Annotated in this window: 1 pseudogene; it reads right to left on the bottom strand. The window is 39.3% G+C overall.

Annotated features, from left to right (window positions below):
- Positions 1 to 187 (bottom strand): annotated as a pseudogene (locus A3738_RS07395) (hypothetical protein); the annotation flags it as partial.
- Positions 188 to 535: the final 348 nt, after the last annotated feature.

Below are 535 nucleotides of genomic sequence, written 5' to 3'. Positions count from 1 at the left end.
CAGTTTCAACCGAGCTTTCTGGTTCTGGTTTTTCTGACTCAAGTTCTGGTTCGACTAATTCTTCAGCAACTTGTGGTACTTCAGAAGTGCTCGCAGCATTAGTGTCGTGTAAATGAACGATACCTGCGCTTGCTAAGAGAAGGGCGAGTAAAAAATTGATGAACAATAAAGGTCTAATATCGACCATGAATGGGTCCTGTTTTAGCGTTTACACACTCGACTAACTCGAGACTACGTTTGTGTTTGGCTACGTCTAATGCATTGCTTTGGTTTGGCCAACAAAAATGAGTAGGTCTTTGTACTCCTCACATTAATTGGAGTCTAGACATAAAGTATTGATTTTGCTTGTTAACTGCGGGGTTTTGCTTGTTTTGTCACAAAACCATTGTTTTTGAGTGGTACGTATAAGCTTGGAGTTGAAGTTCGAAAAAATGTCACTATAAACGAGTGCTAATAAGTCTCTGTCTCTTGCAAGATAAACACTTGCTTGTCACAGTGTTAATCTTCATAGCTTAATTCAATCAACAGTTCAGTC

It is taken from the genome of Oleiphilus sp. HI0066, from assembly GCF_001635725.1.
The sequence above is the reverse complement of the archived record's forward strand: the minus strand, read 5'-3'. Positions and strand labels throughout refer to the sequence as shown.